Origin of the sequence: Nitratidesulfovibrio sp. 1201_IL3209, assembly GCF_036763125.1 — a bacterium.
In the GTDB taxonomy this organism is placed as follows: Bacteria; Desulfobacterota; Desulfovibrionia; order Desulfovibrionales; family Desulfovibrionaceae; genus Cupidesulfovibrio.
The window spans coordinates 101,540-111,691 of record NZ_JBAIYT010000008.1 but is presented as its reverse complement, the minus strand read 5'-3'; the positions used below and the strand labels follow the sequence as shown (position 1 = coordinate 111,691).

Below are 10,152 nucleotides of genomic sequence, written 5' to 3'. Positions count from 1 at the left end.
CGCGAGGCGTCAATTTGGCATTGCTGTGCATGTTCACCCGGTTTCTTGGCGGTTGCTGTTGCTTGGTAACTCCAGCTTACCGGCCAGATTCCGGGTGAACAACCTATCGAAACACTACACCTAGGGGTAGAAATTTCCACGGGTGGCCGGGTCCCTGGCCCTGCTGCCTGCCGCCGCAAGCCGATGCCCCCGCTCCCCCGCGAACCAAACCCTACGAGCCAACGACGCATACAATGAGGACGCAGACAATGCGCAGCAAGAAGATGACCCATGGATTGGAGAAGGCCCCGCACCGTTCGCTGCTGCATGCCCTGGGGCTGACGCGCGAGGAGATCGAGCGCCCCCTGGTGGGCGTGGTGAACGCGGCCAACGAGGTGGTGCCGGGCCACGTGCACCTGCACACCATTGCCGAGGCGGTGAAGGCCGGGGTACGCGCGGCGGGCGGCACGCCCATGGAGTTTCCGGCCATCGCGGTCTGTGACGGCCTGGCCATGAACCACGAGGGCATGCACTTTTCGCTGCCGTCGCGCGAGATCATCGCCGATTCCATCGAGATCATGGCCACGGCGCACCCGTTCGACGCGCTGGTGTTCATCCCCAACTGTGACAAGTCGGTGCCCGGCATGCTCATGGCAATGCTGCGGATGGACATTCCGTCCATCATGGTCAGCGGCGGCCCCATGCTGGCGGGCGGCACCCTGGCGGGCCGCACCGACCTGATCAGCGTGTTCGAGGCCGTGGGCCGCGTGCAGCGCGGCGACATGACCATGGCCGAACTGGACGAGATGACCGAAACGGCCTGCCCCGGCTGCGGTTCGTGCGCGGGCATGTTCACGGCCAACACCATGAACTGCATGGCCGAGACCATGGGCCTTGCGCTGCCGGGCAACGGCACCATCCCGGCGGTGACGGCGGCGCGGGTGCGCCTTGCCAAGCACGCGGGCATGAAGGTGATGGAACTGCTGGAGCGGAACATCACCCCGCGCTCCATCGTCACCCCGCGCGCGGTGGCCAACGCCGTGGCCGTGGACATGGCCCTTGGCGGCTCCACCAACACGGTGCTGCACCTGCCCGCCGTGTTCGGCGAGGCCGGGCTGGACCTGACCCTGGACATCTTCGACGAGGTCAGCCGCAAGACCCCCAACCTGTGCAAGCTCTCACCCGCCGGACACCACCACATCCAGGACCTGCACGCGGCGGGCGGCATCCCGGCGGTGATGGCGGAACTGGGCAGGAAGGGGCTGGTGGACACCTCGGTCATGACCGTCACCGGCAAGACCCTGGCCGAAAACCTGGCCGACCTGAACGCCCGCGTGCTCAACCATGACGTAATACGTTCCGTTGACGCTCCGTATTCGGCACAGGGCGGCATCGCCATCCTCAAGGGCTCGCTGGCCCCGCAGGGCGCGGTGGTCAAGCAGTCGGCCGTGGCGCCGGAAATGATGGTGCGCGAGGCCGTGGCCCGCGTGTTCGATTCCGAGGGCGAGGCCCACGCCGCCATTCTGGGCGGCAGGATCAACAAGGGCGACGCCATCGTCATCCGCTACGAAGGCCCGCGCGGCGGCCCCGGCATGCGCGAGATGCTTTCGCCCACGGCGGCCATCGCGGGCATGGGCCTGGGGGCGGACGTGGCCCTGATCACCGACGGCCGCTTCAGCGGCGGCACGCGCGGCGCGGCCATCGGCCACGTCTCGCCCGAAGCGGCCGACGGCGGCAACATCGGGCTGGTGAAGGAAGGCGACCACATTCGCATCGACATTCCGGCCCGCAAGCTGGACCTGCTGGTGGACGAGGCGGAACTGGCCGCCCGGCGTGAAACCTTCGTGCCCCTGGAGAAGCCGGTCACCTCGCCCCTGCTGCGCCGCTACGCCCGCCAGGTGACCAGCGCGGCCACGGGGGCCATGTTCCGCAAGTAACACGCCACTCTCCTGCCCTTTCGCGGCCCGTCGCACCACCCGGTGCGGCGGGCCGTTTGCGTCGTGGCAGGGGAAGCTGCCACCCGCACGGAATTTTCATCCCCACCCTTGACACTCCATCACTATATCCGTATTTCCTGATTCATTGCTGGTTATCATCCCCGGGCATGGCAGTGCGCTGCATGCTCGGACGTGGAAGGGAAACGGAAACCGGTGCGAATCCGGTACAGGCGCGCTGCCGTGTTCGGGCATGCCGCCCGCGTCCACCGTCACCGCCATCCCGGCTCCCCCTCACCCGCACGGGCGGAGGGGCAACCGGACCACGGCGCAACGGGAAGGGCGCGGGCCATGGTTCCGCACCGTGCGACGTCCCTCACAAGGGGATATCGATACGGCCTCGGGGCCTCTCACCCACCGCCCGTCAGTCGGAAGACGTCCCCTCCGCACACAGCCCAAGGCCGCGCGAACCGGACCCCGGCATGCGCCACCATATCGCGGTGGCGCTCGCGAACTGGAATCACCTGTCTTCACGCATTCCGGAGGTGGCAATGCGTACCCACACCCTTGGTTTTCCGCGCATCGGCGGCAACCGCGAACTGAAGAAGGCCGTCGAGGACTACTGGAAAGGCGCCGCCACGCGGCAGCAACTGGAAGACGCCGCGCGCGCCATCCGCCTGCGCAACTGGACCATCCAGCGCGAGGCGGGCATCGACGTGGTGCCCGTGGGCGACTTCGCCCTGTACGACCACATCCTGGACGCCGCCCTGCTGCTGGGCGTGGCGCCCCCGCGCTTCCGCGACAGGGATGCGCCCCGCGACATCGACCTGATGTTCCGCATGGCGCGCGGCCAGGGCGGCGACAACCCCGTGGCCCCGCTGGAAATGACCAAATGGTTCGACACCAACTACCACTACCTGGTCCCGGAACTGGACGCGGACACCACCTTCGCGCCCGACGCCGCCCCCCTGCTGGCGCAGATCGACGAGGCGCTGGCGGCGGGCTTCACCCCCAAGGCGGTGCTGCCCGGCCCCATGACCTTCCTGTGGCTGTCCAAGCGCGTGGACGGCGGCACCCGCTGGTCGCTGCTGCCCGCCCTGCTCGACGCCTACGGCGTGCTGCTGCGCGACGTGGCCGCCCGCTGCCCGCTGATCCAGTTGGACGAGCCCATCCTGTCGCTGGATCTGCCGGAGGACATCCGCTCGCGCTTCGTGCCCGCCTACGCCCGGCTGCGCGTGGCCGCGCCCGGGGCCACCCTGCTGCTGGCCACCTACTTCGCGCCGGTGGGCGACAACCTGCCCGTGGCCCTCTCCCTCCCTGTGGACGTGCTGCACCTGGACCTGGTGCGCGGGCCGGAAGACCTCGACCCCGCGCTGGACATCCTGACCCGCGCCCCCCGGAAAGCCCCCGATTCCTCTCTGCCGCAATCCGGCATTGCGCTTTCCCTGGGGGTGGTCAACGGCCGCAACGTGTGGCGCGTTGACGCGGACAAGGCCGCCGCGCCGGTGCGCGCCGCCGTGGCCGCCCTTGGCCCGGACCGGGTGTGGGTGGCCCCTTCCTGCTCGCTGCTGCACAGCCCCGTGGATCTTGACGCGGAAACCGGGCTGGACCCGGAAGTGGCGCAGTGGCTGGCCTTTGCCACGCAGAAATGCGCCGAGGTGCGGCTGGTGGCCGACATGTGCGACCTGAACGGCCGCGCCGACGCGCCGGAAACCGCCGCCGCCCTGGCCCGCAACCGGGCCGCGCTGGCCGCCCGCGCCGCCAGCCCCGCCATCCACAACCCGGCCGTGGCCGCGCGCGTGGGCGACGTCACCCCGGAAATGGGCTGGCGCGCCACACCCTACCCCGGCCGCATCGCCGCCCAGCGCGCCGCGCTGCGCCTGCCCGTGCTGCCCACCACCACCATCGGCTCGTTCCCCCAGACCGCCGACATCCGCGCGCAACGCCGCAAGCTGCGCACCGGCCAGATCACCGAAGACCAGTACGACGCCGCCATGCGCGAGGCCATCGCCACCGCCATCCGCGAACAGGAAGCCCTGGGCCTGGACGTGCTGGTGCACGGCGAGCCGGAGCGCAACGACATGGTGGAATACTTCGGCGAGCAGTTGCGCGGGTTCTGCATCACCGCCAACGGCTGGGTGCAGAGCTACGGCACCCGCTGCGTCAAGCCGCCCCTGCTCTACGGCGACGTCTCGCGCCCCGGCCCCATGACCGTGCGCTGGATCACCCACGCGGCGTCGCTTACCCCCAAGCCGGTCAAGGGCATGCTTACCGGCCCGGTGACCATCGCCTGCTGGAGCTTCGTGCGCGACGACGTGCCCCGCGCCACCGTGTTCCGCCAGCTGGCCCTGGCCATCCGCGACGAGGTGGCCGACCTGGAGGCCGCCGGCATCGGCGTCATCCAGATCGACGAGCCCGCCCTGCGCGAAGGGCTGCCCCTGCGCCGCGCCGCCCACGCCGCCTACCTGGACGCCGCCGTGGGCGCGTTCCGCCTGGCGTCGTCCGGCGTGCAGGACGCCACCCAGATCCATACCCACATGTGCTACTGCGACTTCCACGACATCATCGACCACGTGGCCGCCCTGGACGCCGACGTGATCAGCCTGGAAGCCAGCCGCAGCCGCATGGAACTGCTGGATGTCTTCGCCACCCGCGCCTACCCCAACGAGGTCGGCCCCGGCGTGTACGACATCCACAGCCCGCGCGTGCCCTCCGTCGACGAAATGGAAGCCCTGCTCCGCGCAGCCGCCGCCGTCCTGCCCCTGGACCGCCTGTGGGCCAACCCCGACTGCGGCCTGAAAACCCGCGACTGGCCCGAAACCCGCGCCAGCCTCGCCCACCTCGTGGCCGCCGCCGAGCGGGTGCGGGGCAGGGTGTAGCAAAGAGAAAGGCAAGCAAGAGCAACCGGGGGAAGGGACCCTTTGCGGCAGCCGTTAGGTGAGCGCTTGCGCGAACCTTACGGATGGCGACCGCAGCGCGTAAAAGGGTCTCCCTCCCCGGACCCCTCCCCCCCCCAACTTTTCAATTGGGTCCACCTCCGCAAAACGATACGGAATCGTTCTGAAACCCCACGTTTTCCCCAATTGAAACGTTTTGTGGGAAGGGGTGGGTTTCCCCGCCCCCGGTTCCTTCTTCCTCCCCACCGCCGCCCTCGGAACACTCCGCCCTTTTCCCGGACGGGCTCTTGGCGTATGCTGCGTGCAAACTCTGACGGCCGACGGCGCGGGGCGAAGCATGACGGAACGGTGGGACGCGGACACGGTGCGGAGCTACATCCAGTGGCTGGAGACGCCCAAGGGGGCGTTTGCCGTGCGGCACGAGCAGCGGCTGCTGCACCATCTGGTGTCGGGCTGGCCCCGGCGCGGGCACACCCTGCTGGAGGTGGGCTGCGGCCCTGGGGTGTTCCTGGAGTCGTTCTGGGGGGCGGGGTTCGACGTCACCGGACTGGATAGCAGCGAGGCCATGCTGGAGGCCGCGCGCGAGCGCATGAACTGCCGGGCGGACTTCCACCTGGGCGTGGCCGACCACCTGCCCTTCGACGACGACGCCTTCGACTACGTGGCCCTGCTGACCAGCCTGGAATTCATGCCCGACCCGGCGGCGGCCCTGGCCGAAGCGTTCCGGGTGGCCTCGCGCGGGGTGCTGGTGGGCTTCCTGAACCGGCTCTCGCCCTACTACCCCACCCACGGCCTGCCAGTGCCGGGCCTGCGCGGCTCCCTGCTGCGGCAGGCGCGCTGGTTCAGCGTACCGTCCATGTACGGGCTGGTGCGCGGCACCGGGGTGGCCTGCTCCATCACCATGCGCTCGGTGCTGCACGGCCCGGCCTGCACCTGGCGCGAATCGCGGCTGTTCGAAGCGTTGAACGGCTGGATCAGCCTGTCGCCGTTCGGGGCCTACGTGGCCATGCGCATGGACTTCGGCCGCCGCATGCCGGTCACCCCGCTGATGCTGCGCACGGGCAAGGCCGCTGTCTCGCGCATCACCCCCGGCCGCCAGACCGCCACGGACGGGTATTCCTGCCGCGGAAAGCACGCCGGGTAGCCGGGCCATGCCTGTCGTCCACGTGCGGGGTTCCAAGGGGCATCGCGCGTTGCGATCGCCATCCGGACACACCCCCCGCGGCCGTACCGTCTCCCCCTCCACGCGTGATATTCGACGATTTTGACAATACCCGCCCATTGGACTATCCATGGCTGTTTCCGCACCGGCGGGGCGCGGCGTGGAGTTCGCACGCCCCCTGCCGCGCGAGCCTGCATCCGGAAGCGAGCCATGAGCACCAACAATTCCGACAAGACCACCCCCGACAGGGCCGCACAAAAGGCCACGGGCGACAAGGTGAGCACCATCAAGGGGTTCGCCGACATGTTCAGCCCCGACAGCGACGTGTTCACCTTCATGGAGAACACCGCGCGCGAGGTGTTCGGCCGCTACGGCTACACCGAACTGCGCACCCCGCTGCTGGAGCGCACCGAGCTGTTCTGCCGCTCCATCGGCACCGAGACCGACGTGGTGCAGAAGGAAATGTACACCTTCCCGGACCGCAAGGGCCGTTCGCTGACCCTGCGCCCCGAGGCCACGGCGGGCGTCATGCGCGCCTTCATCGAAGCGGGCCGCCACGCGCAGGAACCGGTGTCCAAGCTGTTCACCACCGGCCCCATGTTCCGCTACGAGCGCCCGCAAAAGGGCCGCATGCGCCAGTTCCACCAGATCAACTGCGAATGCCTTGGCCCGCAGGAGCCGCAGGCCGACGCCGAACTGGTGCTGATGCTCATGACCTTTCTGCGCGAGCTGGGGCTGACCGATCTTTCGTTGCAGGTGAACTCGCTGGGCTGCCGTGAATGCCGCCCGGTGTACCGGGCCGCGCTGCGCGACTTTCTGGATTCCATCGACCGCGACGCCCTGTGCGAGGACTGCCGCCGCCGCATCGACACCAACCCGCTGCGGGTGCTGGACTGCAAGGTGCCCACCTGCCGCGAGCTGACCGCCGACGCGCCGCGCATCATCGACCACAACTGCCCGGAATGCCGCAGCCACTTCGACACGGTGCTGCGCGTGTTCGACGCCGCGCGGCTTCCCTACGTGCTCACCCCGCGCCTGGTGCGCGGGCTGGACTACTACAACCGCACCACCTTCGAGGTGGTGTCCGGCTCCATCGGCGCGCAGTCGTCGGTCGCGGGCGGCGGGCGGTATGACGGCCTGGTGGCCCAGTTGGGCGGGCCGGACGTGCCCGGCGTGGGCTTTGCCTGCGGCATGGAGCGCCTTGCGCTGATGATGCCCGCGCTGGAGAAGAAGCGGCCCGACTTCTACATCGCCGTGCTGGACCCGGCGGCTGCGGACGCGGCCATGCTGCTGGCGCAGGAACTGCGCGCGGCGGGCAAGGCGGGCGAGGTGTCCTTTGCCGCGCGCGGCATCAAGGGCCAGATGCGCCAGGCCGGACGCACCGGCGCGCGCGTGGCCCTGCTGCTGGGCGGCGACGAACTGGCCGCGGGCACCGTGGTCGTCAAGGACATGGACAGCGGCGAGCAGCGCAGCGTGCCGCAGGGCGAAGCCGTGGCCCACGTGTAGCCACCGGCTGGCGGCGCCCCCTTTTTCGGATATCTTGCGCGAAGGGCTCTCTCTCCGGAACTCTTCCCGCCCTTTCCGCCCCTTTCCGACTTGCCATCCTCGGGAAACATCCAAAGGAACCGTTCATGAGCGACCAGAAACTTGACGTCCAACAGGAACACCAGCAGTACATCGAACCCCTGGGCGACTGGGTGCGCAGCCACGACTGCGCCACCCTGACCGCCGCCGACACCGGGGCCGAGGTCTGCCTGATGGGCTGGGTGCAGTACCGCCGCGACCACGGCGGCCTCATTTTCGTGGACCTGCGCGACCGCCAGGGCCTTACCCAGATCGTGTTCAGCCCCGACGTCAATCCCGCGGCGCACGAGCGCGCGCACATCATCCGCTCGGAATACGTGCTGGCCATTCGCGGCACGGTGCGTCCCCGGCCCGAGGGCATGACCAACCCCGGCATGAAGACCGGCGAGATCGAGGTGTACGTTTCCGAATGGAAGCTGCTGAACACCTCCAGGACGCCCGCCTTCGTCATCGAGGACCGCACCGAGGCCAGCGAAAACCTGCGCCTGCAGTACCGCTACCTGGACCTGCGCCGCCCGCGCATGGCCAACAACTTCATCGTGCGCCACAAGGCCGCGCAGGCCACCCGCCGCTACCTGGACGAGCTGGGCTTCCTCGAGATCGAGACGCCCTACCTCACCAAGTCCACGCCGGAGGGCGCGCGCGACTTCCTGGTGCCCAGCCGCCTGAACCAGGGCCAGTTCTACGCCCTGCCGCAGTCGCCGCAGTTGTTCAAACAACTGCTGATGATGTCGGGCATGGAGCGCTACTACCAGATCGTGCGCTGCTTCCGCGACGAGGACATGCGCGCCGACCGCCAGTTGGAGTTCACCCAGATCGACATCGAGATGAGCTTCGTGGACGAAGAACAGGTGATGGCCATGGCCGAGGGCCTCATGGCCCGCGTGTTCCGCGATGCCTTGGGGCGCGAGGTCGCCACCCCCTTCCCGCGCATGAGCTATGACGACGCCATGGCCCGCTACGGCGTGGACAAGCCGGACACCCGCTTCGGCCTGGAACTGCTGGACGTCACGCACATCGTGCGCGGCTCCAACTTCAAGCTGTTCGCCACGGCGGAACTGGTCAAGGCCATGCGCGTGCCCGGCGGCGAGACCATGACCCGCAAGGAGATCGACGAATTCACCGAGTTCGTGAAGATCTACGGCGCGCAGGGCCTGGCCTGGATCAAGATCCGCCCCGACGAATGGCAGTCGCCCATCGCCAAGTTCCTGTCCGACGGGGAACGCGCCGGGCTGAAGGATGCGCTGGGCCTTGAAACGGGCGACATCGTGTTCTTCCAGGCGGGCGCGCCGGGCATGGTCAACGCGGCGTTGGGCAACCTGCGCGTGCGCCTTGGCGAGCACCTCGGCCTCATCGACGAGAACGCCTTCAACTTCCTGTGGGTGACCGACTTCCCGCTGTTCGAATACGACGAGGAAGAAAAGCGCTACGTGGCCTGCCACCACCCGTTCACCTCGCCCCAGGACGGCCACATGGACGTCATGGTCGAGAACCCGGCGGCGGCCCGCGCCCGCGCCTACGACATGGTGCTGAACGGCTACGAGCTGGGCGGCGGGTCCATCCGCAACCACACGGCCGAAAAGCAGCGCCGCATGTTCGCGGCCCTGGGCTTCTCGCCGGAAGAGGCGGAAGCGCAGTTCGGCTTCCTGACCCAGGCGCTGGAAATGGGCGCGCCGCCGCACGGCGGCATCGCCTTCGGCATGGACCGTCTGGCCATGCTGCTGACCGGCTCTTCGTCCATCCGCGACGTCATCGCCTTCCCCAAGACCCAAAAGGCCACCTGCCTGCTCACCCAGGCTCCGGACACCGTGTCCGCCCGCCAGTTGCGCGACCTGGGCCTGCGCCTGCGCGAAACGGGCAAGGATGCGGCTCAGGGTTAGGCCCCGCACATCGTCTGCTCCGCACGGGGGAGGAAGGCCGCGCGCCTTCCTCCCCCGTCGCTTCGCCCCCGGTTTCCAGCCCTTTCCTTGCCCGCACGGCGTGCTTACCGTAGGGTGACCGCACCAAACGCCCAGACCACCGCCCACATCACAGGACCGCCCATGATCCGAGAAGTGCTGCAATATCCCGATCCGCGCCTTGCCGTCGAATGCGAGGACATCGCCGAGATCACCGATGAAATCCGCCAGCTTGCCGCGGACATGGCCGAGACCATGTACCGGCAGGACGGCATCGGCCTTGCCGCGCCCCAGGTGGGCGAGCACTGCCGCCTCATCGTGGTGGACGTGTCCGGCCCGGAGAAGCGCGAGGCGTTGATGACCTTCGTGAACCCCCGGCTGGAACTGACCGGCGAAAAGATCGAATCGGAGGAAGGCTGCCTGTCCGTGCCCGGCGGCTACCGCGCCACTGTCGCCCGCAGCGACACGGTGCGCCTGACCGCGCGCGACCTGGACGGCAACGAGGTGTGCATGGACGCCGACGGCCTGCTGGCCGTGTGCCTGCAACACGAGGTGGACCACCTGAAGGGCACCCTGTTCATCGACCACATCAGCAGGCTGAAGCGCACCCTGTACGATTCGCGGGTGAAGAAGATGCAGAAGAACGCGCCCCGGCCCATGCCCACGGCGGCCAGGTCGCAGGCCGGGGGGCGCTGAGA

Annotated in this window: 6 protein-coding genes; all 6 read left to right on the top strand. The window is 68.9% G+C overall.

All coding sequences use genetic code 11. The features are described 5' to 3' along the window. Positions 1-248 precede the first annotated feature (248 nt). The 6 genes from ilvD to def all read left to right on the top strand — a co-directional run bounded on the left by ilvD (position 249) and on the right by def (position 10,150). Positions 249-1,916, top strand: a complete 1,668-nt coding sequence (ilvD, locus tag V6B97_RS06280; protein WP_333505640.1) for a dihydroxy-acid dehydratase — start codon at positions 249-251, stop codon at positions 1,914-1,916. Between the two features lie 548 nt (positions 1,917-2,464). Beyond that, the gene (gene metE / locus V6B97_RS06275; RefSeq protein WP_333505639.1) at positions 2,465-4,792 is read left to right on the top strand and encodes a 5-methyltetrahydropteroyltriglutamate--homocysteine S-methyltransferase; all 2,328 of its coding nucleotides are present in this window, start codon (positions 2,465-2,467) and stop codon (positions 4,790-4,792) included. Between the two features lie 355 nt (positions 4,793-5,147). Beyond that, positions 5,148-5,954 carry a class I SAM-dependent methyltransferase gene (locus V6B97_RS06270; protein ID WP_333505638.1) on the top strand — a complete coding sequence of 269 codons (807 nt, stop codon included), beginning with the start codon at positions 5,148-5,150 and terminating at the stop codon, positions 5,952-5,954. Positions 5,955-6,182: 228 nt separating this feature from the next. Beyond that, positions 6,183-7,478 (top strand): histidine--tRNA ligase, encoded by a 1,296-nt coding sequence (gene hisS / locus V6B97_RS06265; RefSeq protein WP_333505637.1) that lies wholly within the window; start codon positions 6,183-6,185, stop codon positions 7,476-7,478. Between the two features lie 125 nt (positions 7,479-7,603). Further along, a complete protein-coding gene (gene aspS / locus V6B97_RS06260) occupies positions 7,604-9,436 on the top strand; it encodes an aspartate--tRNA ligase (protein ID WP_333505636.1) in 1,833 nt (610 codons plus the stop codon). A gap of 162 nt (positions 9,437-9,598) precedes the next feature. Beyond that, positions 9,599-10,150 (top strand): peptide deformylase, encoded by a 552-nt coding sequence (def, locus tag V6B97_RS06255; protein WP_333505635.1) that lies wholly within the window; start codon positions 9,599-9,601, stop codon positions 10,148-10,150. Positions 10,151-10,152: the final 2 nt, after the last annotated feature.